The 26,195-nt window shown below is 68.7% G+C and carries 22 protein-coding genes and 4 pseudogenes; 12 read left to right on the forward strand and 14 right to left on the reverse strand.

Annotated elements, in window-relative coordinates; translation table 11 throughout:
• Nucleotides 1-256: 256 nt before the first annotated feature.
• Nucleotides 257-907: a response regulator transcription factor gene (locus ACZ5SK_RS46635; RefSeq protein WP_334573945.1), complete on the reverse strand. Its 651-nt coding sequence runs from the start codon at nt 905-907 to the stop codon at nt 257-259.
• Nucleotides 904-2,061, reverse strand: coding sequence for a sensor histidine kinase (locus tag ACZ5SK_RS46640; RefSeq protein ID WP_443041178.1), 1,158 nt, complete (start codon nt 2,059-2,061; stop codon nt 904-906). The genes ACZ5SK_RS46635 and ACZ5SK_RS46640 overlap by 4 nt, the downstream gene beginning before the upstream one ends.
• Before the next feature lie 124 nt (nt 2,062-2,185).
• On the opposite strand from ACZ5SK_RS46640, the pseudogene ACZ5SK_RS46645 reads away from it, so the two are divergent.
• The 4 genes and pseudogenes from ACZ5SK_RS46645 to ACZ5SK_RS46660 all read left to right on the forward strand — a co-directional run.
• Nucleotides 2,186-2,863, forward strand: a pseudogene (locus ACZ5SK_RS46645) (class I SAM-dependent methyltransferase); the annotation flags it as partial.
• 147 nt (nt 2,864-3,010) lie between these two features.
• Nucleotides 3,011-3,565, forward strand: a pseudogene (locus ACZ5SK_RS46650) (DedA family protein); the annotation flags it as partial.
• Nucleotides 3,566-3,887: 322 nt separating this feature from the next.
• Nucleotides 3,888-4,209: pseudogene (locus tag ACZ5SK_RS46655) on the forward strand (acyl-CoA thioesterase domain-containing protein); the annotation flags it as partial.
• Nucleotides 4,210-4,285: 76 nt separating this feature from the next.
• Nucleotides 4,286-4,567, forward strand: a complete 282-nt coding sequence (locus ACZ5SK_RS46660; protein WP_334581409.1) for a hypothetical protein — start codon at nt 4,286-4,288, stop codon at nt 4,565-4,567.
• Between the two features lie 288 nt (nt 4,568-4,855).
• Here the strand turns inward: ACZ5SK_RS46660 and ACZ5SK_RS46665 are convergent, their stop codons facing one another.
• Nucleotides 4,856-5,848, reverse strand: a complete 993-nt coding sequence (locus tag ACZ5SK_RS46665) for an aldo/keto reductase (protein WP_334573937.1) — start codon at nt 5,846-5,848, stop codon at nt 4,856-4,858.
• 122 nt (nt 5,849-5,970) lie between these two features.
• On the opposite strand from ACZ5SK_RS46665, the gene ACZ5SK_RS46670 reads away from it, so the two are divergent.
• Nucleotides 5,971-6,600, forward strand: coding sequence for a TetR/AcrR family transcriptional regulator (locus ACZ5SK_RS46670; protein WP_361710515.1), 630 nt, complete (start codon nt 5,971-5,973; stop codon nt 6,598-6,600).
• Between the two features lie 309 nt (nt 6,601-6,909).
• Here the strand turns inward: ACZ5SK_RS46670 and ACZ5SK_RS46675 are convergent, their stop codons facing one another.
• On the reverse strand, nt 6,910-7,488 hold the full coding sequence (locus tag ACZ5SK_RS46675; protein ID WP_334573933.1) for a TetR/AcrR family transcriptional regulator: 579 nt from the start codon (nt 7,486-7,488) through the stop codon (nt 6,910-6,912).
• 88 nt (nt 7,489-7,576) lie between these two features.
• Here ACZ5SK_RS46675 and ACZ5SK_RS46680 point away from each other — a divergent pair, with 88 nt between their 5' ends.
• Nucleotides 7,577-8,458 (forward strand): SDR family oxidoreductase, encoded by an 882-nt coding sequence (locus tag ACZ5SK_RS46680; RefSeq protein WP_361710511.1) that lies wholly within the window; start codon nt 7,577-7,579, stop codon nt 8,456-8,458.
• A gap of 411 nt (nt 8,459-8,869) precedes the next feature.
• Here the strand turns inward: ACZ5SK_RS46680 and ACZ5SK_RS46685 are convergent, their stop codons facing one another.
• Both ACZ5SK_RS46685 and ACZ5SK_RS46690 read right to left on the reverse strand, forming a co-directional pair.
• A complete protein-coding gene (locus ACZ5SK_RS46685) occupies nt 8,870-9,934 on the reverse strand; it encodes a cobalamin-independent methionine synthase II family protein (RefSeq protein ID WP_334581035.1) in 1,065 nt (354 codons plus the stop codon).
• Between the two features lie 11 nt (nt 9,935-9,945).
• Nucleotides 9,946-10,257, reverse strand: coding sequence for a hypothetical protein (locus ACZ5SK_RS46690; protein ID WP_334573929.1), 312 nt, complete (start codon nt 10,255-10,257; stop codon nt 9,946-9,948).
• A gap of 453 nt (nt 10,258-10,710) precedes the next feature.
• Here ACZ5SK_RS46690 and ACZ5SK_RS46695 point away from each other — a divergent pair, with 453 nt between their 5' ends.
• Both ACZ5SK_RS46695 and ACZ5SK_RS46700 read left to right on the forward strand, forming a co-directional pair.
• Entirely contained in the window at nt 10,711-11,235 is a 525-nt protein-coding gene (locus ACZ5SK_RS46695) for an EF-hand domain-containing protein (protein WP_334573927.1), read from the forward strand.
• 204 nt (nt 11,236-11,439) lie between these two features.
• On the forward strand, nt 11,440-11,664 hold the full coding sequence (locus tag ACZ5SK_RS46700; RefSeq protein WP_468158921.1) for a hypothetical protein: 225 nt from the start codon (nt 11,440-11,442) through the stop codon (nt 11,662-11,664).
• A gap of 295 nt (nt 11,665-11,959) precedes the next feature.
• Here ACZ5SK_RS46700 and ACZ5SK_RS46705 read toward each other — a convergent pair whose 3' ends face one another.
• The 5 genes from ACZ5SK_RS46705 to ACZ5SK_RS46725 all read right to left on the reverse strand — a co-directional run bounded on the left by ACZ5SK_RS46705 (nt 11,960) and on the right by ACZ5SK_RS46725 (nt 18,516).
• Entirely contained in the window at nt 11,960-12,172 is a 213-nt protein-coding gene (locus tag ACZ5SK_RS46705; RefSeq protein ID WP_334573924.1) for a hypothetical protein, read from the reverse strand.
• A 96-nt stretch (nt 12,173-12,268) separates the two neighbouring features.
• Nucleotides 12,269-13,630: a hypothetical protein gene (locus tag ACZ5SK_RS46710; protein WP_468158920.1), complete on the reverse strand. Its 1,362-nt coding sequence runs from the start codon at nt 13,628-13,630 to the stop codon at nt 12,269-12,271.
• Nucleotides 13,631-14,195: 565 nt separating this feature from the next.
• Complete coding sequence (locus ACZ5SK_RS46715; RefSeq protein ID WP_361710506.1) at nt 14,196-16,442, reverse strand: tetratricopeptide repeat protein; 2,247 nt, start codon at nt 16,440-16,442, stop codon at nt 14,196-14,198.
• A gap of 224 nt (nt 16,443-16,666) precedes the next feature.
• Complete coding sequence (locus tag ACZ5SK_RS46720; protein ID WP_361710504.1) at nt 16,667-17,143, reverse strand: hypothetical protein; 477 nt, start codon at nt 17,141-17,143, stop codon at nt 16,667-16,669.
• Nucleotides 17,144-17,688: 545 nt separating this feature from the next.
• The gene (locus tag ACZ5SK_RS46725; RefSeq protein ID WP_468158919.1) at nt 17,689-18,516 is read right to left on the reverse strand and encodes a hypothetical protein; all 828 of its coding nucleotides are present in this window, start codon (nt 18,514-18,516) and stop codon (nt 17,689-17,691) included.
• 390 nt (nt 18,517-18,906) lie between these two features.
• Between ACZ5SK_RS46725 and ACZ5SK_RS46730 the strand changes: the two genes are divergently transcribed.
• Nucleotides 18,907-19,299, forward strand: a complete 393-nt coding sequence (locus tag ACZ5SK_RS46730) for a transposase family protein (RefSeq protein WP_468158918.1) — start codon at nt 18,907-18,909, stop codon at nt 19,297-19,299.
• Between the two features lie 249 nt (nt 19,300-19,548).
• Here the strand turns inward: ACZ5SK_RS46730 and ACZ5SK_RS46735 are convergent, their stop codons facing one another.
• The 3 genes and pseudogenes from ACZ5SK_RS46735 to ACZ5SK_RS46745 all read right to left on the reverse strand — a co-directional run.
• Complete coding sequence (locus ACZ5SK_RS46735) at nt 19,549-20,970, reverse strand: hypothetical protein (RefSeq protein ID WP_468158917.1); 1,422 nt, start codon at nt 20,968-20,970, stop codon at nt 19,549-19,551.
• A gap of 271 nt (nt 20,971-21,241) precedes the next feature.
• Nucleotides 21,242-21,397: a hypothetical protein gene (locus ACZ5SK_RS46740; RefSeq protein ID WP_334573912.1), complete on the reverse strand. Its 156-nt coding sequence runs from the start codon at nt 21,395-21,397 to the stop codon at nt 21,242-21,244.
• Nucleotides 21,398-21,537: 140 nt separating this feature from the next.
• Nucleotides 21,538-21,739, reverse strand: a pseudogene (locus tag ACZ5SK_RS46745) (BlaI/MecI/CopY family transcriptional regulator); the annotation flags it as partial.
• Here ACZ5SK_RS46745 and ACZ5SK_RS46750 point away from each other — a divergent pair.
• From ACZ5SK_RS46750 to istA, 3 genes are all read left to right on the forward strand, one after another.
• Nucleotides 21,668-21,823 (forward strand): hypothetical protein, encoded by a 156-nt coding sequence (locus ACZ5SK_RS46750; protein ID WP_334581408.1) that lies wholly within the window; start codon nt 21,668-21,670, stop codon nt 21,821-21,823. The pseudogene ACZ5SK_RS46745 and the gene ACZ5SK_RS46750 overlap by 72 nt on opposite strands.
• Nucleotides 21,824-22,032: 209 nt before the next feature.
• Nucleotides 22,033-24,456, forward strand: coding sequence for a DUF6185 family protein (locus tag ACZ5SK_RS46755; protein ID WP_468419182.1), 2,424 nt, complete (start codon nt 22,033-22,035; stop codon nt 24,454-24,456).
• A 156-nt stretch (nt 24,457-24,612) separates the two neighbouring features.
• On the forward strand, nt 24,613-26,195 hold a 1,583-nt coding region (gene istA, locus ACZ5SK_RS46760; protein ID WP_468158916.1), incomplete at its 3' end, for an IS21 family transposase.

The raw sequence follows: 26,195 nt of genomic DNA on the forward strand, positions 1-26,195 counted from the left end.
TAACTTCGCCCGAGCACGGTTCACTTCATGTGCGTCCACACCTTCAACATGCCCCCAGACAGGACTCACAGGCAGACGTAACGGAGTCCTACTAGCGGCCTTCGTCCTGCGGGCCCTGTTGGGCCCATAATCGGTAATCTCACGGAAAGTGGATTTTTGGCACACGAATTTCCGTTTCAGAAACCGAAAGAAGGAGCCGGGAATCCCGCCCCGCGTTTTCAATGCTGCACCGTCACATGCGCGCCCAAGCCGGCCGTCAGCCGCTGAGCCCGGCGTCGCGGGCCACAAGGGCTGCCTGGACGCGGTTGGTGACCTCCAGCGCAGTCAGTATGCGGCTGACGTGGGCCTTGACGGTGCTTTCGCGCATGGCGAGGTGGGTGGCGATGTCGGCGTTGGCGTCGCCTTGGGCGAGGAGGACGAGTACGTCGCGCTCGCGGGGGGTGAGGCGGTTGAGCAGGGACTGAGCGGCGGTTGCCTGCGGCCGGTTGCCGGCGTGGTAGCGGTCGATGAGGCGGCGGGCCGCGGCGGGGTGCAGCATGGCCGATCCGCCGGCGACGAGGTGAACCGCGCGCAGTATCTCGGCCGGGTCGGTGTCCTTGAGCAGGAATCCGTCGGCGCCCGCGGTAATGGAGTTGTAGACGTATTCGTCGAGGTCGAAGGTGGTCAAAGTGATCACCCTCGGGGGGTGGGGAAGCGCACGGAGCCTTGCCGTGGCGGTGATGCCGTTCATGCCTGGCATGCGCACGTCGACGAGAGCGACGTCGACACGGTGGGCCGTGGCCTGTTCGACGGCCTGGTGGCCGTCGGAGGCCTGGGCGACCACGTCGATGTCCTTGTCCGTGGTGAGGAGGTCGGTCAGGCCGAGGCGGACCAGGGCGTCATCGTCGACGATCATGACTCGGATCATGTGGGGGTGCCGTTCTGTCCGGTGCCGGTGGGGTGGGGGATACGGGCGGCCAGGCGCCAGGCTCCGCCGCCCGCGGGCCCCGCGGACAGGTGGCCGCCGAGGGCGGTGACGCGTGCGCGCAGCCCGACGAGGCCGTACCCGGAGCTGACGGTGTCCGTGCGCGGGGTGCCGGGAGCGTTGGTGACCTCGACGAGGGTGGCCGGCGGCCGGTAGTCGACGCGCACGCTGACCGGGGCTCCGGCGGCGTGCTTGCGGGCGTTGGTCAGCGCTTCCTGAACGAGCCGGTAGGCGGCCAGACGATGAGTGGTGGGAGCCTGCCCGGGAAAGCCTTCGGTGAGCAGGTCGACATGCTGACCCGCGGCGCGGGCCTCTTCGACCAGTTCCCGCACCTCCCGAAGGACGGGTGCGAGCCCGGACCCGGACTGCGTGCCCGCCGTGTTGTGCAGGGCCCCCAGGACGTCACGCAGGTCGGCCAGGGCTTCGACCGACGTGCCGCGCAGCAGCCCGAGCCGTTCGGCGACCGGGGCGGGCAGCGTGTCGCTCTTGGTGACGAGGACACCGGTGTGCAGGGCGATCAGACTCAGTCGGTGGGCGAGCACATCGTGCATCTCCGCGGCGATCCGTGACCGCTCTGCCGCTTGCGCCGCCTCCTCACGGAGATCCGCCTCGACCCGCAGGTGTTCGACGTCGGCGGCCAAGGCCTCCAACAGGCGCCGGCGGTTGCCCAGCCACAGACCGACGACGACGGCCAGTATCGGCAGGAGCAGCGTGGAAGCGTAGCTCTGTGCCGTCCACAGAGATGTGCTCCGGTAGCTCAAAAGGTTGCCCCCCAGCGCTGCCACGGCACATCCCACCGCCGCCCGTGCCCGGCGGTCCACCGCCAGGCTGAACAGGGCGAGCACCATCAGCGGAAGCAGTGGCCACCCCCACCATGCGGTGGCGACGGTGACCACGAGAGGCGCCACGGGCCACCGGAGCCGAGGCACCAGCAGGCACACGCCGCTCACAAGAGCCGCGACTGTCACTGCAACGAGAGGAGCGCTGCCGCCGAGCGACATCGCGTTCAGCGGTGCCGCCACTACACACAGGGCCACCAGGCTCACCCGCCCGTAGGCGGCCCACCTGCGACCTTCTCTCCTGCTCACTCTGGTCATCCTAGGCAGACCAAGACGAGCCCTCCCCCGGACGATCTGCCATGTTCACCCCCGACTTTCGTAGGTGGGCGGCGTCGCACAAGGACGGATCCGATGCCTGGAGCTGGTTTCTAGCGTCGAAACCATGAACGACCGGATCACCTCAGACGACCGTGTCCCAGCATCCCGTCATGGCGAGGGCCGGATGTTCCTGGCCGAAGCGGTCCGCGACCTGCGGACCACCGGCGCGGTAGCCCCCAGCGGCAAGGCTCTCGCCCGCGCCCTGACCGAACCCGTGCGGGCCCGGGGCCGTCGCCCGCTCTCAGTGCTGGAGGTCGGCGCGGGGACGGGGGCCATCACGCGTGTACTGATACCGCAGCTCTCGCGGGGGAGCCGGCTGGACATCGTGGAGGCCAACCCGCGTTTCGCCACCCGGCTGCGGAGCCTGGTAGACGCCCATCCGGCTCTTGCGGACCGGCCCGCACAGGTGACAGTGCACCAGACACTTCTGGAAAACCTCGCAACCGATGAGCGCTACGACGTGATCGTCTCCGGCCTGCCGCTGACGAACTTCACCCCCGCGCAGGTGGAGCAGATCATGTCGCGCTACATGGAACTGCTCCATCCCGGCGGCACCCTGACCTATTTCGCCTACCTGGGAACGCGCAGGGCACGTGCACTGACCGCCTCGAGGACGGAGGCACGCCGGCACGCGGCGGTGGACGAGGTGATGACCGGTTACCAGCGCAGGTATGCCACCGGCCGCTGGACGGTCTGGGCCAACGTGCCCCCCGCCTACGCCTGGCACCTCAAGGGCCCCCTCGTGCCCACACAGCAACAGCGGTCCATCCAGGCCAACGCACTGTCGGACATCCTTGGCCACCTTTCCCCCACCTCGGCCTACACGATGGTGGCGGTAGCCGTCCTGGCCGAGTCCGTTCTGCTGGTCGGCGCCTTCGTCCCCACGCTCACTCTGCTGCTGACCGCCGGCGCGCTGGCCCGCGCCGGCCACATCAGCCTTCTCGTCGTGATTGCCGTGGCCGCTGCCGCCGTGGTGACGGGCGATTTCCTCGCTCACCGCACCGGCCGGCTCCTCGGAGCCCAACTGCGGGCGGGGCGTGTGGGCCGCCGTATCCCGGGCGCCGCCTGGCGGCGAGCCGAGACGCTGATGACGCGCCACGGTGGCCGAGCCGTCTTCCTCGCCCGTTTTCTTCCCGTGGTACGCACGCTCGCTCCTCACTTCGCAGGCGCCACCCGTCTGCCCTACCGGCGCATCGCCCCCTACAGCATCATCGCCGCCTGTCTGTGGGCCACCGCCGAAGCCGGTGTCGGATACGCCGCTGCGGCGTCTCTTCAACCCATCCTGACCCTGGGCGGCCCCACCCTGGCCGTGGTCGTCCTGACCGCCCTCGGGGTCACGCTGCTGTGGCGTCGCCGCGTCCGCCCCGGAACACATGGGGCCTCAGCCCGGCGTCCCGGCCCCGACCACGGTGACACCCCGTCGGACCACCCGATCGTCCGGTGAGGGCACAGGCCGCGTCCAGGCGCGCTGCCTTGTGAGGACTCGAGGACGGGGGAAGGCGCCCAGCCGCTGGGTCGGCTCGGCGTTGGACAGCCGCTTGTCCTGGTGCAGATGACCCGAAAATTTCTCGATGGACCACATTCAGACGACGTGCTCCTGTGGCGCAGCAACGCCCCATGAGCATCCTCGCCGGAACCGCCGTGCAGGCGGCCCTGGGCACTGTCTTCGCCCGTTGAGGCACCCCGATCGGCTCGCAGGACACTCCGCCGCACGTGTCAACGCCGACCGTCACACCGATCCCGCCAGCCGGCAAGGCAAGCGTCAGTTGAACACCGGCAGCTACTTCGAGGCCATCGACGAACACCGCCACAAGCCCACCTCGCACGCCGGCGGCGCATAGGACCTCGACGAACAGCACTTCAGCCCGCTCGCCGACCTCATCGTCCACGCCATCGACCGTCACGTGGCCCAACGGCCGGACCCCAGTCCGGCTCCGTACCGGATCAGCTTCGCCATCCTCGGCCGCCTCGCTCTCGAGGAGTGCGAGGTCCGGGTGGAGACCCTCCGACCCGGCCGCACCCATCGAACTGCTCGAAGCCGTCGCCGTCATCGCCGGCCGTGTTGTCGTGCGCGCTCGGGCCTGGCTGTTCAATCCCTCCGCTCGCTGTCGTCCTGTTCAAGGCGTGGCTCGACCACACCATGATCCCCGTAAGGACCTTCGGCATGGCCGACGCCCCCGCCGCCGGCCGCCCGGCCGTCCTCGTCTCCGCCCGCGGCGGCTACGGCCCCGGCAGCCCGCAGCACGGCAAGGACTTCGTCGTTCCCGCCCTGGAAACCATCCTCGGCGACGCGCTGGGCCTCGACGTGCGCACCATCACACCCGAGTTGACGTACGCGCCGCTCCTGGAGCCGCTGAAGCACATGGTCCCGCTCCACGAGATCTCGCTCGCCGAGGCCCACGTCCTGGCCCGCCGCAACGCCGCGGCCCTGACCCCGGCGGCCTGAGGCCACCCGGCTCAGCGCCCGCAACCGCGTCTACGAGCGGCAACCGACCACACCCATCAACGCGCCCGATCAATCGCACCAGCTGATTCAGCGTTGCCCTGCCTCACTTACGGTGATCTCTTACGGCGGCACGGCAACGGAACCCTCGCGGTTGATCAGGAGGAACAGGGGCGCGCAGTGGCTGGTGCGCACGTCGGCACAGACCCCGGTCACAGCCCTGCCCGGGAGGGCATGCTGCCGCTGCTCGCCGTCGCTTGCCCGGGACCGCCGAACTTGGAGTACGGACTGTCAGTCGGTGCGGTAGCCGGCCATCATCGAGGCCGGGTAGCGGCTGCCTGCGGAGCCCTGGGGGAGGACCTCCCGGATACGGTTCAGGTCGGCCTCGGTGAGTTCTACGTCGCTGGCGCCGACGTTCTCCTCCAGACGTGTGGCGCTGCGGGTGCCCGGGATCGGGACGACGTCCTCGCCCTGGGCGAGCAGCCATGCCAGGGCAAGCTGGGCGGGGGTGATGCCCTTGGTGGCGGCGAGCTTTCGGAGCTGCTCGGCGGCGCTCAGGTTGTAGGCGTAGTTCTCGCCCTGCCAGCGCTCGTCCCAGCGGCGCATGTCGCCCTCGGGATACTCGTCGGCGGGCTTGACCACGCCGGAGAGGAAGCCGCGGCCGAGCGGCGAGTACGGCACCAAGCCGATCCCCAACTCTCGCAGGACCGGCAGGATCTCGTCCTCTACTTCGCGTTCGAAGACCGAGTACTCGTACTGAAGGGCTGTGACCGGGGTGACGGCGTGGGCGCGGCGGATGTACTGCGGGCCGACGTTGCTCAGGCCGAAGTACTGCACCTTGCCTTCGGTGATCAGGTCACCGACAGTGCCGGCGACCTCCTCGGCCGGTACGTCGGGGTCGGAGATGTGCTGGTAGAAGAGGTCGATGCGGTCGGTCTGGAGGTAGCGCAGGCTGTTCTCGGCGACCTTGCGGATGTTCTCCGGGCGGCTGTTGACGCCGCTCCCCAGCGTCTCGCTGGTCATGTCGAAGCCGAACTTGGTGGCCAGGACGACCTCGTCGCGGAAGTCCTTGACTGCGCTGCCGAGCAGTGTCTCGTTGCTGCCGGTGCCTTGGCCGTACAGCTCGGCGGTGTCGAAGAAGTCGACTCCGAGTTCATGGGCGCGGCGGATGGTGGAGATGCCGTCCTCGTCGTTCGAGGGGCCGTAGGCCAGGGACATCCCCATCACGCCCAGTCCGAGCGCTGAGACGCGCAGTCCCTGCTGTCCCAGGGTGCGGTGCTGCATGAGATCGCTCCTCGTGTCATGTCGGCAGCCCATAGCTGACCAAACCAAACTGTTCGGTATGACTCTATACTCGTCTGGAGTGCAGCGCAAAACCGAACGGTTCGGTCACCTATCCTGGGTTCATGCCTCGCTCCACCAACCCTGGACAGACCTCGGACGCCGCCATCGCGGGCGAGTCCGCCGACTCCACGCGCCAGCGGATCGTTGCCGCAGCCAAGGAGGAGTTCGCCCGGCACGGGATCGCCGGCGCCCGCGTGGACCGCATCGCCAAGCAGGCCAGGACGAGCAAGGAACGTGTCTACGCCTACTTCCGCAGCAAGGAAGCCCTTTACGCGCACGTCGCCGAACGCGAGACGGCCGCACTCGTCGAGGCGACTCGGCTGGATCCGGCCGACCTGCCCGGTTATGCAGGCATCCTCTTCGACCACTTCACGGCCCGTCCGGACCACTACCGCCTGATCACGTGGGGCCGCCTGGAGCTGGCCGAGCCCGCAGACGACACCACCAGCCCCCTCCAGGCCACGATCGCCGGCAAGCTCGACCAACTCCGCGACGCACAGCGCATCGGGCTGCTCGACCCGGCCTGGGACCCGGTCGACATCCTGGCCCTGATCAACCAGATCGCCATGACCTGGGCAGGTCAGCCCGAAATCGCCGCCGCTGCCGCAGAGCAGGCCGTGGACCCCTCCATCGCAGCCCGCCGCGCCGCACTGGTGGCCGCCGTCGAGCGCATGTTCCCTCGCTCGGGCTGAGACCAACGCCCAAACCGTTTGGTTGACGCACACCTCCGGATGTGTCCGTCGAAGATGACCTGGTGGACGAACGCGCGGTCCGCCGGCGCGGGAGTGGTGACGTCGAGCCCGCGGCCGGCCAGGACTTCGGGGACACCCGACAGACGCGCCGCCCCGGGGTCAACCCCCAAAGGGCTTCCGGAGCCGACCACTTAGTCTTGGGCGGCACGCCGGTGGTGATGTCCCACGTGGGCGTCGTCAGGTCCGCCACCAGCAGGTCGTCAGGTGGGAGTGCAAGTTCGGCGCCGAACGCCGGGTCCAGGTTGCCGGTCAGCCCAGCGAGGCGCTCGCTGCACGCAGTTCGTCCAGGGCCGCCAGGGTGTACCCGGCGAGCTCGTCCTTGCCGTCACGGTCGCCCTCGGACCATTGCGCGTATCCCCGTTTGAATGCGAGGACGCCCAGCTCGCCCGCCAGAGCCGCGGTCGGATCGGGTATGCCGCGGGCGACCAGAGCGTTCGTCATCGCGGCCGCGAGGCTGACGCTCTTGAGGGCGTCACGCTCTTGAAGTTCGGCGCTGGCGGCGACGGCCGCCTTCAGGCGAGGCGCGAGCTCGCGGCTCACGGGGCCCATCGCGCTCGACGCGCGCTCCAGGCCGGCGGCGACCGCGTCAAGTGGGCTGGCGTCAGCGGGCGCGTCGGCGATCCCCTCGGTCAGTAGTCGGCTCAGCGTCTCCTGTCCGGCCACCAGCAGCTCGCGCTTGTCGGGGAAGTGCCGGAAGAAGGTGCTCTTGGTGACTCCTGCGCGCTCGGCGATCTGCGCGACCGTCGTGGCGTCGTACCCCTGCTCGGTGAACAGGTCGACGGCAGCCACGACGAGGCGTTCGCGCGCGCCTGGTTCCCATCTGCCCATGGTCACCATCCTAGGTGACGGGACTCTTGTCCCGTCACTGCAGTAGAGTGATGGGACAAGAGTCCCATCACTCCTGGGGGAGCTTCCCATGCGCGTTTTTGTCACCGGCGGCACCGGTCTGATCGGTTCCGCTGTCATCGCCGAACTGCTCGACAACGGCCACACCGTCCTCGCACTCGCCCGCTCCGACGCATCCGCGCAGGCCATAGAGGCGGCCGGTGCTGAACCCCTACGGGGAGCCCTCGCCGACCTGAACACCCTTCGCGCCGGCGCGGCCCGGGCCGACGGGGTGATCCACCTCGCGTTCGACCACGACTTCAGCAGCCCCGACACCCTCGCGAAGTCGGTCGCGGAGGAGGGTGCCGCCCTCGCGGCCCTCGGTGAGGAACTCGCCGGCAGCGACCGCCCCCTCGTCACCTGCTCGGGCACGCCCTACGTACCCGGCCGCGCCTCCACCGAGGCCGACCCGCTGATGACCGAGGGGCCGGTCGGCGGTCGCGGTCGTGCGGTCACGTCGGTCCTGGGCCTGTCCTCGCGCGGGGTCCGCAGCAGCGCCGTACGCCTGCCGCGCACGGTTCACAACCAGGGTTCAGGCGGATTCGCCGGCCTGTTGACCGGCATCGCACGCCGGACCGGAGTGTCCGGTTACTCGGGTGACGGCGCACAGCGCTGGCCGGCCGTGCACGCGCTCGACGCGGCAGTCCTCTTCCGGCTCGCTCTGGAACAGGCGGAAGCGGGTACCTCCTGGCATGCCGTGGCCGACGAGGGGGACAAGGTTCGCGATATCGCCACGGTCATCGGCCGACGGCTGGGCCTGCCGGTCGAGTCGGTGTCGGCGCAGACCTTCGGTCCCCTCGGCCAGATCTTCGCGAGCGACCAGCCCTCGTCCAGCACGTACACCCGGCAGGCGCTCGGCTGGGAGCCCAAGCACCCCGGCCTTCTGGAGGACCTGGAGAACATCCAGCCCTGACCGGCGACCGGGACGTTCGGGCAGGCCCCCTGCCGAAACGATCCCCCGTTCCCGCCCCTGATCCGTGAGTCTCATGGCTGGGTGGGGATGTGGGTCGGGGCGAGTCTGACTGAGGCTCGGCCGGATGTTGCTCTCTTGGGTGTTCTCACCCGGTTCGTATGTCCTTCGGCGAGGCCGGAGCTCCCGGGGAGGGCGAGTCCGGGGCATCCATTCCCCGTTGCGTCGGCGTACGTCGAACAGCTGGAGGCGCTGCTCGCCTCGGCAGCGCTGATCGGCATCAGCACCGACGGGCGGGGCCCGGCGGGCGGTGCGCGCCGGGCCTCACCACGTCCGGGAACACAAGAAGGCTCGGTTCCTGCTGCGTGGCAGCTGCTTGACCGGCGGGCTTCGGTGGCCGGCCGGGGCGTTCGTTCAGCCGATGAGTTCGCGGGCGGCCAGGGCGGTGCCTTCGATACGGGCGCTGATCTTGGCGAAGGCGGTGTCGCGGGAGGTGGAGGTGTCGTCGGCGAAGGGGGAGAAGCCGCAGTCGTCGCAGGTGCCCAGACGGTCGGAGGGCAGATGTCGGGCGGCTGCGAGGACGCGGTCGCGTACCTCCTGGGGTGTTTCGATACGTGGGTCGATCGGGTCGGTGACGCCGATGAAGACCTGGGCCTGGTCGGGGAGGTGTTCGGCGAGGACGGCGAGGACCTTGTCCGGTTGCGGCTCGCTGGCGAGCTGGATGTAGAAGGCGCCGGCCTTGAGATGGAGGAGGGCGGGCAGCAGATCCGTGTAGTCGACGTCGAGGCTGTGGGTGGAGTCCTGATCGCCGCCGGGGCAGGTGTGGATTCCGATCCTGGCCTTTTCGGTGCTGGAGAAGCGTTCCAGGACACGGTTGTTGAGGGCGATGAACTGGTCCAGCAGGCTGCCGCTCGGGTCGATCTTCAGCGCGAGGCGGGCCTCGGTGAAGTCGAGCTGGACGCGGTGGGCACCGGCGTCCAGGCAGCGGCGGATGTCCGCTTCGGCCTCAGCGGTGAGGTCGTCGAGGAAGGCTTCGCGGGGGTATCCGTCGATGCCATCGGCTGGGTAGAGCAGGCTGAGCGCCGACGGCGCGATGACGGCCTGCTTCACCGGCGAGTCCGTGTGCCGGAGTGCGGCATGCAGGTAGTGGTCGGCGTAGACGCCGTAGCGCAGTGGTCCGGCCGTAAGGCGGGGCAGTTGCCGATAGTGCCCGTCGGCGAACGGGATGACGACGCCGTCGGGTGCCAGTTGGTTCAGGCCGGTCAGGGGGTAGGTGGCGAAGCTGGGTTTGGCCTGTTCGCCGTCGGTGACGACCGGGGAGCCGATCTCCTCCAGGCGGCGGACGGTGTCGCGGACCGCGCGGTCCTGGGCGGCGGCGAGTTCCTCGCCGCCGATCCGGCCCGCGGCATGGTCGGCCATGGCGGCGAGCAGTTCGGTGGGCCGCGGGATGCTGCCGATCGGTTCGGTGGGAATGCCCACCGTGGTCTGGCTCACGGCCTGATCTCCAGTTGCGCCTCACCGTTGCTGCCCTGGAGCCCGGACAACAGGCATGCGGTGGGCAGTTCACCGGGGAGCGCGGCAACGGTTCGATGTGCCGCCAGCCCTTCGCCGCGGCCCTCGACCACCCGGCCCGACATCCTGACCACGAGGACGCCGGCGACACGAATACTGCTGCTGCTGTCGTACGCGATCAATGACCGTTTCCCGTCAGCGTAGTGGACGACTTCCTCGAGGCGCGGGCTGTTCAGCGTGATGCAGGACGCTGCGGGCGACGTGCCTTCCAGGGAGCCGGTGGCCGACACCGTCCGGCCGGGAGCAACCGCGCACGTGTACCTGGCGTGTGTCCGGACGCGGGTCTGGCGGGGCAACAAGGTCAAGGGCGGTTCGTATGTGCTGGTGCTGGAACCTGTGCACACAACGCTCTGTCGGTGCACAGGCTCATGAGCCTGCCCCGCTGGAGCCCACACCACTGACGAGGCCACCAGGGCCAGGGAACTCATCACGACTGCCGTGCCATGTCTGCCGAACATCCACCCTCCACGGAATGTGTTCTTCCACAAGGGTTTTAACTACCGCCAGGTCACTTCCGCCGTCTCCGGCGCGTTGAGTCGCACCGTCGGAGCGCCACGCGCAGCACGCGTGGTGAAAGACGCCCACGCCCCCCAAATGGGCCCCTTGATCGTCAGACCTGGAGGGCAGGACAACCCACTCGAATAGAAACGCTCACACGCGAGCACCGTGAGAAAGGAACCCGGATGGACCAGACAGCCGCGCAGAAGCTCGTTTTCGCCATGCTGGACGCGGACGGAGACGGAATCGTCTCCAAAGAGGAGTACATGGCGCGCACGAGGAACGTAGCGCGGGCGATGGGCCTCAAGGAGGACGACCGGCTCGTCGTCACCGCACGCACCCTCGGCGAGTGCGCGTGGGAGTCGATGGACGCCGACGGCGACGGAAAGATGACCTTCGACGAGTACGCGGCGTGGGCCGGAGCCGAGGCGTTCGACACCGTCTGCGCACCCGTCCTCGGCGCACTCTTCGACCTCGCCGACACCGACCACGACGGCAGCATCGGTCTCTCCGAGTTCACAGCCCTGCGCACGGCACTGAACAACCCGGCCACCAATGCCGAAGCAGCGTTCACGGCCCTGGACACCGACGGCGACGGCAGCATCGGCCGCGACGGCTACATCGCGTCGATCCGCGCTCATGTCACAGGCGAAGGCTCTCCCATGGGCGCGGCGCTGTACAGCAGGCCGCTCTCCGACATCCCAGCATGATGATCAGCGCGCGCGGGCGTCGGTACGACACCTACCACCGGGACATCACCGCCCTCGACTACGACGAGGACGTGACCGTCCGAGCAGACGCTGACGGCCGCGCGCGACAACCCCGACGGCGACGCCCTCTACCGCGGCCAGGCCGCCCGCGCCGACGCGGAGGAGAACCAGCGCCGGGCCGCTGAGCGGGAGGCTCCGCGGCCGGTGTGCACGCGGTGCGGGGAGAAGTTCACCGACCAGCGCTGGGAGGAGACCACCACACCCGGGTACGCCTGGGAGGCCGGCAACCCGTCCATGTGCCGCACCTGCTACGCCGACTACCTCGCAGACAGGGAAGCCGCCGAAGCCGCCCGCGCCCGGGCCGCCGCAGTGCCGGAGCCGGAGGACGAAGGGGAACCGGAGGCGCGCCGGCCCCGCCGCCGGACCTGACCGGGCAAGCCCGATGAGTAGCGGGGAGCCCCCAGGCCGCCCGGCGGAACCTCGAAGTCACCGCGCCGCCTGGCGGGATGACGAGGGCCACGGCGCGTGCTGCGCCCGGGCCACGGCGTACTCAGGTACTCCGACGCCATCAACCGCTCGGAATGCGGCAGGAATCGCCCCTGCACGCCGCCCGCCTCGCAGGCCTTTAAACGGGGCTGACAGCAGACCGCCCCGGAAGCGAAATGGGCACCTCGCCATGAGCGGAGCGCGAGCGTCGGTCCTCACTCAGAGACTGGACCTTGGTTCAGAGAAAGCCTGCATCCGCTGCCCTGTCCTCCAGATCGACCCCCGCCAACGGCCACGCCTCATCGAGATCATCCACAACCTCCGCGAACGCATCCGCGAAGCCCGTGGCAACGGCTGGCCCGGCGAAGTCGAAGGACTCCAGGTCAGCCTCGACGCCGCCACCGCCAAGCTCAACAGCCTCAGTCGGGCCCCGGCCGACGGCCGACCCCAACTTGTCGACCTCGGCATGCCGGTCTTCACCGACCCCGCACCGCCGCGTCCACGAGAACCGGGAGAACGCGGGCCCGGGCCTGAGGCTCTCGTGGAGTCACAAGCCAGCAGCGGTGAGGATCCGATACATCTGGATCGGTCGCAGCGCGGAGTTGGCAGCGGCATCATCGACTACCTGGGGGTCTGGGTCAGCGAGCAGATGCTCCAGCAACGCGTCCGTGATGTTGGGGTGACGGGCGACCCCGCGGCGCAGGAAGGACTCGGCAGCGGCGGCGAGTTGCTGAAGGTCCGGCACAGGTAGTTCTGGGTCTTGCAGGGCGAGGTAGCGCACGTTCGGGTTTGGTTCGTCAACGAACGTGCGCAGCATGTGACGGGGGAAGTTGGGGTGGTCGACGAGCAGCGGTCGGATGTGGATTGCGTCGCCGTGTGCGCGTACCAGCCCTTCCAGGACCTCCGGTGGTGTGTCTGGCCGACGGGCGGCAGCACGACGGACCAGGAGTTCCGGGTCGTTGTCCAGCCGACGCCATGCCTCTTCAGGTAGGTCGTGACAGGAGGCCAGTACGCGCCGGAATGGTGTGTACTGGCAGTCCAGGTAGGTCATCCGCTCGTTGAGGGGCGCTTCGCGCAGCCAGTCCGGTTCGGCGAAGTTCCCACTCAGAGCCACCTCGGCCTTGATGCTTCCGTCCGCGCGTTCGGCTTCTACGAGCTCATACAGTCGGTCCCGGGTTTCGGCGTCCACATGGCGACTCTGCGCAGCCGCGACCCGCACGAGCGGGTCGTCGATGTCCAGTAGCCGGGCAACCATCTCCGCCGATAGATGAGGGTTCCCGGCGACAGCCTGATGGACCTCCTCTTCCTCGCTCCGCATGAGCTGTGCAAACTGCTCCGACGTAAGCGGAACGTAGCGTGCCACGTTGACGCGCACGGCAGGGTCGGCAAGGCAACGCTCCCTCCACTCAGGCGGGACACCCGGTTGCCTGTGCTCGGTGGCGGCTGCGCGGACCTGCGGATCCGGGTCGGCGAGTAGTTCCACTTGCACGGCGAGAGGCCGGTCGTACCAGGCTCGCGCGACCGCGGCGCGCAGGCTCGGACTCGTCGCGCTGACGAGTGCCGTCCGAGGCTGGCCGTAGGCTTCCTCCAGGTCATCGATGCCGATCGGCACCTTGCGATCCGCCATGTCGCGGACAAAATCTGTGTACGCGTCACGGATCGCCGGAGCGGGATGCTCGGCGATCCTTCGGCGCATCTCCGGGGAAATCCGGTCGCCGTGAAGGCCCACCGCGGTGTTGTCGTCGCCGTGCGTCAGCAGAGCCTCGACAACAGCGTCCTCCAGCCGCCCGCGACGCAGCGATATCCCGTGTCGGCCGGCCTTATGCGTGGCCAGGCGTACCAGGACGTCCTGAGGGGCTGTTGGGTTCCGCCCCAGCCCGGACAGCTGGGGATGATCGAGGCTTGTCATGCGCTCAACCTAGTCGGGCCGCTGCGTGCCGGCCGTCCATCGGTCCTTAGTCCGAAAGGAGCGAGCGGCCTCACCGAAATCTTGCCCGGGCACTTCGCGACCGCGGCCGCAAGGTCGGAGTCGAACACCTTCACCGCCATCTGCCGCGCGTCCTCAAGACACCCGGCAACGCCATGGCACACCCCATCGCCAAGCAGGAGCCCGCCTGATGAAGCGTCTCAGCACGCCTCAGTTCTGAGGCCGGTTCTATGCCTCTCGTTTCGCCGGACGTAGGCGTAGCTGCGAGTCTGCAGGAGCGCCGCCGAATCGCTCGACACGTAGCAGCCGTCCCCTGGAACCGAGCCCCGCCAGGCGAAAGCCCGTGAGAGAAGCCGTCGAGCGGAGTGTCTCACTCGAGTTGAGGCACCTCAGCGAGTCCGCGTAGTTCGGCCAGCTCCCTGAGTGCGCTGTCTCAGGTGCCGTCCGCTTACTGGTCAACAGGCCGAACGAGTTCCCTAATCGGGTAATTAACCGCCACAGCCGATGAATGAACGCAATTCATCGTCAATATGGACGAGCGTCTTCGCTACGTCCATGCTGCTGTCGGAGCACCACCGGGCCCCAACCCGAACCGCCGTAGCTGTTCGGCACCCTCTACGTCCCCGGCCTGCTCCTGAAGTTTCGCCAGCCGGTCCAGCGCTCCGCGCTCGCCGGCGTCGAGGGCTTGCCGGTACAGCTGGGTAAGGCCCTCACGGTCCCCGGCCTGCTCCAGCAGTTCCGCCAGCCGGTCTACGGCACGGATGTCCCCACCAACGGCGACCTCCCGGTACAGCCGCCTCACTCCTTCCAGATCCCCAGCCGACTTTCGCGCCTTAGCCAGGTGGATGAGAGCGTACTCGTCGCCGTGGGCGGCGGCCTGCCGGTACAACTGCTCCGCCTCCTCCAAGTCCCCGGCCCGCTCCCGCTGATACGCCAGAGCGGCCAGGGCCTGGGGGTCGCCGTGGGCGGCGGCCTGCCGGTAAAAGCCCTCCGCGCCCTTCAGGTCCCCGGACTCTGCCCGCCACTCCGCCACCCGGGTCAGGGCGAAGGTTTCGCCCTCTGCGGCGGCCTTCTCGTAGAGCCACTGCGCCTTACTGCGGTCCCCGACCTGCTCCAGTCCTCGTGCCAGGGGGGTCAAGGCCTTGGCGCCGCCGGCTTCGAATACCTCTCTGACCATCTGCATCACATCGGGTCCGCCCCTGGCCCGCTCTCGCAGTCTCACCAGTGGGGTCAAGGCGTCGGTGCCGCCGGCGTCGAGCGCATACCGGCACAGCTTCTCCGCACCCTGCAAGTCCGCGGCCCGCTCCCGCTCTTCGGCCAAGTGGATCAGATCGCTGATGGCACCGTGGGCCGCGGCCTGCCGGAACAACTGCTCCGCCTCCTGCAGGTCTCCGGCCTGCTCCCGCCGCTCCGCCAGATCCAACAGGGCGGCGGGTTTGCCGCCGCGGGCGGCGGCCTGCCGGTAGAACTCCTCCGCGCCCTTCAGGTCCCCGGCTCGCTCCCGCTCCTCCGCGAAGTAGACCGGGGCGAAGGCACTGCCGCGAGCCAAGGCCAGCAGGAACATGCGCTCCACGGCCTGGTGCTTCCCGACCCCCTGCAGTATGTCCGCAGCCGCGGCCAGACCGTTGTCGTCGCCGCGGGCGGCGGCCTGCCGGAAGAGCTGCAGCGCGCCCAACAGGTCCCCAGCCGCTTGCCGCTGAACCCCCAGGTTGCACATGGCCTCGGTATCGCCGCCGGCGGCCGCCTGCTGGTACAGGGCGGTAGCCATGCGGAAACGACCCCGCACGTGGGCGGCGTCGGCCAGGCCACTGAGGTCGGCCGGGGTGGCGGCGTGGTGCTGCACGGCGGTCCAGAAGGAAGCCGGAGGGAAGTCACACCGTCGGGTGGTGCGGCCATGGTGGTCGAGGTAGTCGGCGAGACGGTACACGTGGGGCAGGGAGCCCATGCCGCTCGGGTCGGCGACGGGTTCCAGGGCAGCAGCGACGCCCTTGACCTTGTACTTTGCGTGGGCGAGTGCGTGGGTGAACCAGGTTTCGGGCTCGGCGCCGGCGCGCAGTTGCTCGGTCAGGTATCCGGGGGCGGCGGCCTTGAGGAGAGCTGCGGGCAGGGGAGAGGCATGGCCCAGGCGGCGGGCGTCCATGGCGGCGGCGATGATCGCCTTGCCATAGGGGCCGTAGGGTGGGACGGCCTGTTCGTAGTGGTCGACCAGGTCCGGCCCGGCGGCCAGGGCCTGGGTGATGGTGCCGGCGGGCGTGGTGCGGGCGGCCGTGGCCAGCGACAAGTCGGCGCGGGTGGCCAGTTCGCGAAGGGCCTGCCCGTCGAACACCTCGGGGACGGTGATGGGCACAACCGGGTCGAGCAGGGCACGAGCGTGCGGATGCGCGTCCTCACCAGAAGGTGCCGGGGCAGCCATCAGGTCGCGGTAGTAGTTCGGCCACAGGGTCGCGAGCACAACCAGCGGGCCGGGTCCTTCCATACGGCGACGCAGGGCTGCGGCCGCTGCCTCCCCCGCCGGACCGGTGAGGAAGTCCTGGGCCTCGTTCAGCCACAACACCGTCCTCGGGCCTAGGGCCTCGGCGGCCAGCAGCGCACGAAGGCCGTCGGCGCCCTTGGGGAAAACCAGTTGCCAGTCGCTGAGGCAGGCACGGACGGCCTCGTAGGCGGTACGCGTCTTGCCTGTGCACGACGCCCCGCGCACGACCAGCAGTGCCGTCTCCCCGTTGGTGGTGGTGGCGGCGGTCAGGCGCTGGCGCAGTTGCCGGTCGTGGTCTCGTTGGATGTAGTCGGGAAGCACAAATCCCACTGCCGGTGTGGCGGTTGCGGGGATGGCGGGGTGGACGCCGAGTTGCTGCGCGGTCCACGACTCGACAGGCCGGGGCCGGTCGATCGGAACGACGGTCTGCTGGTCGGGAAAGTGCTGGTGGAGTTGCTCGATGATGTAGGCGGCTGCCCCGCCGTTCGTGCTCTGGACCAGGACTGAGGGCGGTGGGTTCGGGGCTGGAGTGGTGCCGGGTTCGGTCAGCCCGGGTCCGGGCCCGGCTTGGGAGGGTTTTTGGCGGGTCCGATCGTCACATGGCCCATCTTCCACGCGGCTGCCGAGCCGTGGGCGGCATGAATGTCGACGTTGCCGCCGACGGCCAGCCCGCCGTCGCCCGTTGACACCTGGCCGGCTCCTCGCGACAGGGCCTGCAGTTCCTGCACCGCGCGCTCCAGCGCCTCGGCGAAGGCCAAGTCCTGCTCTGCGGCGTCCTCCAGTGCGAGTTGCACACGCTGTCGAGTACGCTCGCTCGCCTCGTCCTGCCCCTCGGCGGCTTCCAGGGTCAGCCTCTGCAGCGCGGTGTCCTCACCCAGCTTGCGACGTACCAGGTCGTCGAGGCGGTCCATGGCGCCGTCCAGCGTGCGGTCGACCTCCTGGTCCGCCCTTCCTGCGACCCGTTTTGCCTTGCGGACCGCCCAAGCGAAGACGTAGCCGACAGCGATCTCAACGCCTGTCATCATCCCCCCCGGAAGCCAGACACCATCACCCCACAGACCGTATGCCCGTCGCACCCTCCCCTGTACACCCATCGACCGAGAACGTCTCCATCCCATCAAGGAGTTCACGAACACTCCCAGCCCTCTCGTCGCCATGCCGATCTGCTGCCGGCCACGCCGAGCTCGGGATCGAAGCCCAGCGTGAGCGGGCCGGCTCCAAGTGACCTTGAGGACGACTTCGCTCAACTCTCCTGCCAGCGGACATGGGCAGGCATACGTGTCGGCAGGCAGTCCAACCGGGTGCCGCAGTGATTACGCCGTAATCACCTGCTCGCCCTCAAGAGACATAACTGACTTGGTCTAACTGACGCGTCGATGGTGTAGATGCTCTCGGGCGTCAGCATGGTGTCCTCCATGAGTTTTCGCCAGCCACCTCCAGAGATCGCGAGAAGGTCGTCTCCAAGCTGCCGGATGGCTCCGGCAGAAGCTCAAAGCCAGAGCCGCTCAGCGCGCGTGCCGGGGTAGTCCCTTCCCGGCGGCCCCTTCCCGTGGTCCCTTCCCGGTCGTCAGCTCTTCGGGGTGAGTTGGAGTTCGGGGAGTGACGGTGTGGACAGGCCGAAGCCGGAGGACGGGTAGCCGGACGGGGCGGGGGACGCCGTGGGGACGCCGTTGTCGTCGCAGAGTTGGGGCCCGGAGGGCGCGAACACGTGGTAGTCGACCACGCGCTTGGTGGGGAAGGTGACGGTGTCGCCGAGGATCGAGTTACCCGTGTCGATCTTGGTCGGCAGTTCGCGGGACTTGAGCGGAGCGCCGACGTAGATCGCCTCCAGGAAGCCGTCGCAGGGGCTGGCCTTGGTCGAGGCGAAGCCCTTTGGCGGCTTCACGTCGTGGACCGAACGGCCGTCGATGCGCAGTTCGCTGCGCTTCAGGGACTTCATGGCGAAGTCGTAGTTCACCTCCCTCGCAAGGGGGTCGGCGGGCGAAGTGGCGGAGGACGGCCGGTAGTTGATCCGCCAGTACTCGACCTGGACGGTGACCTTGGCGCACAGAGGCCCGTCGAAACCGGGCGTGGACTTCCCGAAACGAACCTCTCCCGGGCCCAGGGCGGGCTGGCCGATCTGTCCCCAGTCGACCCAGTCCACCGCCTTCGCCGTGCTCCACTTCGCGTTCGGATGGCAGCCGTCCGCGTTCGTGGGATACACGTTCGACGGTGAGACCACCGGGGTGGGCGAGGCGGTCGAGGGGGTGCCGGCCGGGTCCGCCGCGCTCACGGTCGTGCTCGTGGACTGGCCGGACCCGGCGTCGTCGTCACCCCCGCCCGAGCAGCCGGCGAGCGACAGCACGGCCGCCACGAGCCCCACCCCGAGCCGAACCCGTCTGTGCGCGGTGGTCATTCCGCTTCCCCCCGTCCGTTCGGTGGATCACCGATGCTCCCACGGGAGGTTGCCCTTCGGCCATGTCGGAAAACACACGTTCGGGGGAAGTGTCGGGGTCTCAGAACTCGTGGGGGCGGACGCCTGGCTTTGTGCGCGAGAGCGGGAGTCGTTTCCCGACGGCTTCAGGAGCCGCTGCGTAGCCTCGTCGCTTGATCACTGTCGATGAGTTCGGGGTTCTGGCACAGATCTTGGGGAGCGGTCGGGGAGGGTGACCGCTGTGTTCGATTGCGATCCGTCGATCGAGCGTGAGACCGCGGACGCCTTCCTGCCTTGCGGCAGGGGGTGACGCTCCGTCAGCTCTGTGCTCGACCTCTCCGGTGACCGCAACGAGCGGTGACCGTGCTAGCCATGCAGGCCGACGCAAAGTTCTGGGACTCGCTCGTGTTCGACGGAATCGACGACGTGGACGTCGTCGATGCGGTGACCGCCGACTTCGGCACGGTCGACGTCACGGCCAGAGGCCGGGCAGCCGGAGCAGCATGTCCGGACTGCGGCCGCTCCTCGAACCGAGTGCACGACTCCTACCAGCGCAAACTGAAGGATCTGCCGCTCGCTGAACAGAGTGTCGTCATCCATCTGACGGTCCGGCGCTTCATCTGCAGCACGGACAACTGCCCACGTCGCACGTTCGCCGAGCCGTTCGCTCAGTTGACCGCCCCGTACGCACGCTTCACCACGCGGTTGGGCCACGTGCTGGAGCGGCTCGGGCTCGCACTCGCCGGATGGGCAGCGCCCGTCTGACAGCCCACCTGGGCGTGCAGGTAGGACGGATGACCCTGCTGCGCAAGGTCATGGCGCTGCCTGACCCGCAGCTCAGCACGCCGCGTGTGCTGGGTGTGGACGACTTCGCCACCCGCCGCGGGCAGACCTACTCCACGGCCGAGTCCGCTGCGTGCCTGAGCCAAAGCGCGATAGTTGTCACCAAGGCAGGCGTGCTGTCACCAGGGCCACGGACGGCGAGTACTGAGCAAAGCTCTGGACCGTACAGTCTCAACTGTCCACCCCGGCTTCCCACTTGCGTCGGCGCAGTACATGGTCGCTGAAGAGGTGTCGGCTCCGGTCGAGGAGTTCACCCACCTCCGCGTCGCCGCGCAGGCCGTCCGGCGACGGATGCCAGCGCTGCACTGATTGGGCGGCCCAGATGCGCAGCTTCATATCCGGGTCCTCGAGCAGACCGACCGCCGCCCGTAGCGCCACGATGCCGCCACGCGTGTCGAGCAGCCGGAATGCGCCGACGCGGACGTGCTGCGGCCGCTCGGAGCTGGTGCGCTCCAATAGCCACTCAACGGGCAGTTCCTTGGCCGAGGGCAGCAGGGCGGCGGCGGTCTCGCGGACGACACAGGCGGCAGGGTCGTCGAGGAGCGGCCACAGCTGCTTCGCGTCCACGCAGTCCAATGCTCGCAGCCCTGCCACCGCTCGCGCCCGCACCCCGGCCGCCGGGTGCACGAGCAGCGGCTGCAGCAGCCCGGCGTCCGCGCGGTTCCCGCACTCGGCCAGCCCGATGACCGCACCGGGCGGCAACTCGGGGTCGTCCGGTGCCGTGCACCACTCCCGGTACCAGGCCACCGGGTCACCTCCCTGCTGTCGTACGACATACCGGGCGCAAGCACGCACGAGCGCGGAACGGTCGCTGAGAAACGGCTGCGCCTGCTCTGACCGCCCCGCCCGTCTCAGCGCGGTGACGCCGGCCGAACGGGTACGCGGGTTGCGTGCGGACAGCAGTGGAGACAGCACACCCTCGTAGGCATCCTCATCCACCAAAGCCGTGAGCGCCGCTGTGGCACACAGGTCCTGGACCACGGTGTCCTGGTCCCCGGCGGACGCGCGGGCCAGCTCAGCGGGACGGAGCAGTCGGCCCTCAATGGCCAACCGGTACGCGAACCGCCGGACGATACGGTCGGGGTCAGCGAAGAGAACAGCGAGCTGCCCATGGGATGCCTGGCGCAGGATCTGGCCGAGCACATCGACGCCGAAGGCGCCTCTGTCGCGGCGGCCGACGCGGAGGATGAGCGGCGCAAGGTCGAGGGCGGAGTCAATGTTCAGGGCCTCGCGCAGCAGCTGCCGGGCGTGCTCGCGCACTGGTCCGGCCCAATCGGCGCAGCGGATCACGACCAACGGCAGCAGACCGGGGCATCGGACCGACTGGCGCACCGCCTCCTGACGGATCCTCCCGTCGCGGTGGCAGAGGGCCAGTGCGAGCCGAGACTCGCCGAGCTGAGTCAGGTCGGCGGGCAGTGGGGCGGAGTGCTCCCACCCCGGCAGGAACTGCGGGCGGTACCAGGCCACCTCACGCACTCCAGCGTCCAGCGCGAGCCAGTCACCGGGGTCGGCGACATCAAGCGTGCCATGAAGCGGCGCGCCTGCCGCGAGCCGCGTCGCTGCCGCAGTCCCGTCCTCGATGTCCTCAAGCATTCCCGCCCCTCCAGCAGTCGTACCAGGTGATCGTAGGGTGCGGTTTTCGCGTAGGGCACGCTGAAATCGCCGAGGGCCGCTGCACGGCACCCCCCAGAGGCCGAACTCGGAACGAGACTGGCCGCTCTCGTGCTCAAACTGGCCAAGTGCACCCCTCGGTCACAGGAGATCATGAGCCGAAGCGCGACAGCTGTCACCAGGGCCGGCGGACGGATCATGCAGGGGAGTGTCAATATGCGTGGATGAGTCGCCCTGGGGCGGGCTTGTTTCGTCAGTCGGCCGTGAGGTTGCTCGGTTCCTCCCCGCGATACGGTATCCACGGGTATCCGGGCTGGAACGCTTCGTAGTCGGTGCTCGGGTCGAGTTCGCCATGCAGCTTTTCGCAGAGCACGAGCCCGTGGATGCTGCCGCCGTTCAATTCGTCCAACCACTCGCTTCTGAGCTCGGCGGGTCCAGGAGTGATTCCGTATCCCAGCCGACCTTGGCGGCGACATATCCGCGGAACTGCGCGAGCAGTTCGTCTGAGCGTTGGAGCCGATGAACCAGGACCTGGAGCCTTCCATCCGCAGCGGCGACACCCGCCTCGTCCGCGACCGGCGTCCACTCGAACGACCGGACCGCCCGCCCGCTCCCGCGCCACGGCGCCCTCCTTGTGTAGGCGGGTCAGGATGATGGTGATGACGGTGATGTACGCGAGATGGCCGCCGAGCCGTTCCTGCACCCAGCCGGCTGTGACCGGCCCTTCGGCCGACCCCAGCGCGGCCAGCACCAGCGTCTCCAGCTCGCCCTGCCCACGCCGTCGCGGAACACCCGCCATCCTGCCGACCTCCCCCTCACCGTGCCCTCGTACTGACGCGACACCCGGCGTCCCACCGGCGTTGACCGGGAGGGCGCCTCCCCTCTCGGCCGCTGGGGTGGAACCGCCTGCGCGTCGGCGCATCGCACGGCGTCGCGCGCGGTCGGCCGGGGGATCCTCGGACGGTGATCCGTCTAGGCTGGTCCGCGCCCCGCAGTCTGTGTGTGCTTGTGCTTGTGCTGCTTCTCTGCCTCGCTCTGCCCGCGATGGTAAAGGCCGACGCTGCCGAGGACGTCCCGACGGACTGCCGAGCCGACCAGCTCAAGACGGCCGAGGTCACGGCACTGGCTGAGTTCAAACACCGCGGCAACGACTTCAGCATGGTCACGAGCACCATGGACATCAGCGTGCCCGCCGCTTGGACTCATGCCTCCGACCTGCTCCTGGACGCCCATTCGCGGGCCTATCGGTCGGCGCTGGCGTGTCTGGTGGGCAAACCCCCGCAAAATCGGACCGACTTCCGTGATTACGAGTGGCGGTTCAAGCCGGTGACGGTGAAGGCCGACGGCCAGAGGGTCAAGGTTCACTACGAGGCCGCCACGTGGGTCGCGTTCTACTCCTCCGACGCTGTCGGCCCCTGGGTTCTGACGGCGTCGAAGGAGAACTGGCGCATCGCGTTGCGTCCTTCTCCTGCCCTGAAAGGCGCCGATTGGGACAGGGTGCAGGTCGACCTGGGCGGACGGGGCGCCCTGACGGCCACCCCTCGGCCGGCCTTCGGCGAAGGTGGAACGAGACTGAGCTGGCGGCACAAAGGGCCGGACCAGAATCCCACGGTCACTTTCCGCCCACCCACGGTGCAGTATTGGGACTTCATCACGACCTCGCCGGAGAAAACCTGGCAGGTCTGGGAGACGTGGGGCTTATACAGCGCCTCGGCAGCGTTCTGGTACGCCGCCTCAGGTGCGTTGTTGCTCGTCGCGGGTCGCCGGCTGAGGCGCAGTCTCGCCGATACGACGACGCCGGAAGAGTCGAGAGCGCTGCACTACCTGCGGTGGTGGGCGCTCCTTTTGATGTTCCTGGGCGTGCTCGTCTATATGAACGACAACGTCTACCGGTGGTTCCAGCATCTGGTGGGCTGGCATTACGACTACGAATGGACGGTCGCGGTGTTCGTCCTGGCCTTCCTCGGGCCTGCGCTGTGTCTGTTCGGCAGCCGGTCGAAGCGCCTCCTCTTCAGTGTGGGCGGAGTCGTCCTGGGCCTACTCGGCTGGTACGTGGTGTCGGATATGTTTGACTTCACCTTGCTCCCCACAGCCGACCAGTACCTGTCCACTCCGGGCTGGACCGTCGCAGCCGTGGCCTGCACCGCACTGACGGCAGTGTGCTGGATCGGCGTGATCGCAGCAGGGCAGCGGATGCTGCTGATCAGTGAGACTCGGATCCCGACACGCATGATGGTCGCCGCCGCCCTTGCAGCAGCGACGGCGACCGTCCTGTGGGCCTACCTCGCCTTTGACCGCTACTGGGAGCGAATCAGCTGGCTCGTCGACCCACGCTCGCCTGATTTTCAAAGGATGTGGGCGGAAGATCTCGATTGGTGGTGGTCGGCCTTCCCGGCATACGTTCTGGTGCCACTGCTGGGCGTCGTCAGCATCCTGGCGCCGCTGCCCGCGCTGGGCGTCCTGCGGGTGTGCCGGGTCGAACAGCACGAGCAGGGGGCGTTCACACCCGCGCCTGCGGAGAAGTTCCTGCTCGTGGCCCTCTTCGCCATCACCTTCGCACCCGACGCGTACTACTTCGGCTTCTCCGCATACGCGCTCACCCTGGTGCTGTGCCTGTGCACGGCCTGGGGGGTACTCGTCCTGGGCTCGTACTTCTCCGTGCTGGAGCAGCCCTTCGCCGACAACGCACCGCTGGGAAGGACGATCTCGCTGACCGACAGGGCCGACGTGCTGCGCCTGGCGCGCCGGTTCAGGGAACTCCAGACCCGCCTGAGCCAGCTCAGTACGTCGAACCTGGGGGAGCGTTCCGCCGAGCGGCAGTCGATCGAGGCCGAGATCGACCGACTGGACCAGGCGTTGCCGGCAGGAGTGAGACCCGCCGATCTTCCCTTCGCCTGTGGCCCGATGGCCACGTGGTGGGGCAATGCTCGCAGGGGGGCCGTCAACGCGTGTCTCATCGGCCTGCCTGCGACCGGCCTGCTGTACTGGGTCGACGCCGTGAAGGGCGACTCCTGGATGGTGAACGCGGAGGATGCAGCAGGGTTCGTCTGGATCGTGTTCGAGATCCTCAACTGGCAGATCTGGTGGATCGTCGGGGGATTCTTCCTCGGGGCGCTGTGGCGTGATCTGCCGGGCCGTCACGGGCCGACGAAGGCACTCTTCGTCACGCTCGCGTTCGCCATCCCGGCAACAACCGATTTCCTCATCGTCCAAGCCGTCGGCAGCACCGTGCCCCAGCTGATCGGCGAGATCGCCGCATTCGGCTCGGTGACGACGTGCACGGGCCTGATGATGGATCTGCAGACCTTCCAGAACGAGCGCCGCTACTGGCCGACCAATGCCAGTCTCGTCGCTTACGTCTACCAGATGCGCTTCGCCACGATCGCGTTCTTCCTGGCACAGCTGCTTGCGCTCGTCACCCTCTGGAAGGCCTTCGCAGACGTCAGCACATCAACGCCCAGCCGGTAGCCGCCCCCTCTGGCTATGAACGACTTCTCTGGCCCCAGCGGAACAAACCTTTGGGCCCCAGGGCCTTGATCGCAGTTTGAGTGTTCGTCAGAAGTGGCCCCAGGGGCGGTCTTGCGGTGGGAGCATCGATGTGCTTCCGACAGTCAGGGGGCCCGCATGGATGGCCCGAGAACCAAGGTTGAGCTCTTCGCGGCGATCCGCCGCGACTCCCGTACCGAGAAACTGTCGATCCACGAGCTGTCGCGCCGCTACGGGGTCCACCGGCGTCTGGTACGCGAAGCTCTGACGTCCCCATGGCCGGCGCCCCGCAAGCCGATGCCACCCCGGCCGTCGGTGATCGACCCCTACAAACATCTGATCGACGCAATTCTGCGTGCTGATCTGGACGCCCCGCGCAAGCAGCGCCACACCGCCAAGCGAGTTTTCGACCGGCTGGTGGACGAGCAGGGGATGGACAACGTCTCCTACGGCCGGGTCCGGGACTACATCAGGCGCCGCAAGCCCGAGATCTGGGTCGAGGAGGGCCACGGACCTCCCAGCGTGTTCATCCCGCAGACACACCGCCCCGGCGAGGAGGCCGAGGTCGACTTCGGGGACGTCTACATCACGCTCGACGGCGTGCGCACCCTGTGCTACCTGTTCGTTTTCCGGCTCTCCTTCTCCGGGAAGGCCGTGCACCACGTGTCGGCCTCGCAGGGGCAGGAAGCCTTCTTCGAGGGCCACCTCCACGCCTTCCACGTGCTGTGCGGCCTGCCCTGGGGCAAGGTCCGCTATGACAACCTCACCTCCGCGGTGGCCCGGGTGCTCGGCTTCACCCGGGCCCGGGTGGAGACAGACCGCTGGACAGCGTTCCGCTCCTGGGCGGGCCTGGACGCCTTCTACTGCCAACCGGGCATCGACGGCGCCCACGAGAAGGGCGGCGTCGAAGGCGAAGTCGGCCGGTTCCGCCGCAACCGCCTGGTCCCCGTCCCCGACGTCACCACCCTGGCGGAGCTCAACGCCCGGATCGATGAGTGGGACCGGCAGGACGACCAGCGCCGGATCGGCGAGCGCCCGCGCACCGTCGGCGAGTACTTCGCCATCGAAAGACCCCTGCTCCAACCGCTGCCCGATGACCACTTCGAGACCGGGCGGCTGCTGACCCCGCGGGTGGACCGCTACGCGCAGATCACCGTGCGGCAGAACCACTACTCGGTGCCCGTCCGGCTGATCGGCCGCCAGGTCCGCGTCCTGCTGCACGCCTCCGAGGTGGTGGTCTACGACGGCCGCACCGAAGTCGCCCGCCACGAGCGCCTCGTCACACGCGGCGGAAGCCGCCTGGACCTGGACCACTACCTGGAAGGACTGCTGCGCAAGCCCGGCGCGCTGCCCGGGGCGACCGCACTGGACCAGGCCCGCGCGGCCGGGAAGTTCACCCCCGTGCACGACGCCTGGTGGGAGAGTGCCCGCCACACACACGGCGACGCGGCCGGCACCCGTGCACTATCGAGGTTCTGCCTGCACCGGCACATGAGCCACGACCACGTCGTCGCCGGGATCGCCGCCGCCCTGCGGGCCGGGGCCCTGACCTCGGACGCGGTGGCCCTGGCAGCCCGCCTGGCCGGGCGCCGGGGTGCAGGTGGAATTCGACCGGCACGCCGGCGCGGGATCGGGTCCCAGCTTCGTGGGACCTTGGTCGGTGGGTTGATCGGGGCTGTGCGCCAGTGCGGGGCGATGGCCACGGCCTCGGCCGGGCTCCG

Source organism: Streptomyces sp. NPDC031474, assembly GCF_055581185.1.